The sequence below is a fragment of the Actinomadura gamaensis genome (assembly GCF_042652125.1).
GTDB classification, from domain to species: domain Bacteria; phylum Actinomycetota; class Actinomycetes; order Streptosporangiales; family Streptosporangiaceae; genus Spirillospora; species Spirillospora gamaensis.
In genome coordinates, this window is record NZ_JBHSIT010000046.1 from 1 (window position 1) to 520 (window position 520).

The window sequence follows — 520 nt, forward strand, 5'->3', positions numbered from 1 at the left end:
GCCCGCGGCATCAATGAGGCCGTGGCCGCCGAACAAGGCGTGGCACCGCTGCCCGATGACCAGGTGCGCGATCTGGCCGCCTCCATCAGCCGGCACCAGCATCGCCCTGGTCGCCGAGTCGTTGCAGGGCAAGGCTCCGCTACTGCTCGCGCCCTCGGCGCCAAAGGCGGTGCAGCCCGCTCCGAAAAAAAGACCACTAGCGGTCGTCGCAACGTCAGTAAGGCAACCGCCGTACGTTCTGCATCTTCAGCTCTGCGAGCCGAAAGCATCCGTCTCCTAGCCGAACAAGGCCACTCCCACGGGGTCATTGCCGCCGCCGTGGGATGTTCCACCAAGACTGTTCAGCGCGCTCTCCAGGACTGCTGAAACTGGTCTCGAAGCAGGTGGACATTTCATAAGCCCAAGGTGAGAGGCCGCCCCCCAGCCCCATCGCACCACCGGGCACGGCTCTGTTCGCCACACCTCATGCATCATTCGATGACCGAGGCCCGGGTGACCCAACGCAGGCGCGCACAGGCTC

Annotated in this window: 1 protein-coding gene; it reads left to right on the forward strand. The window is 65.2% G+C overall.

Annotated elements, in window-relative coordinates; all coding sequences use genetic code 11:
* Positions 1-63: 63 nt before the first annotated feature.
* On the forward strand, positions 64-366 hold the full coding sequence (locus ACFPCY_RS43090; RefSeq protein ID WP_378265720.1) for a helix-turn-helix domain-containing protein: 303 nt from the start codon (positions 64-66) through the stop codon (positions 364-366).
* Positions 367-520: the final 154 nt, after the last annotated feature.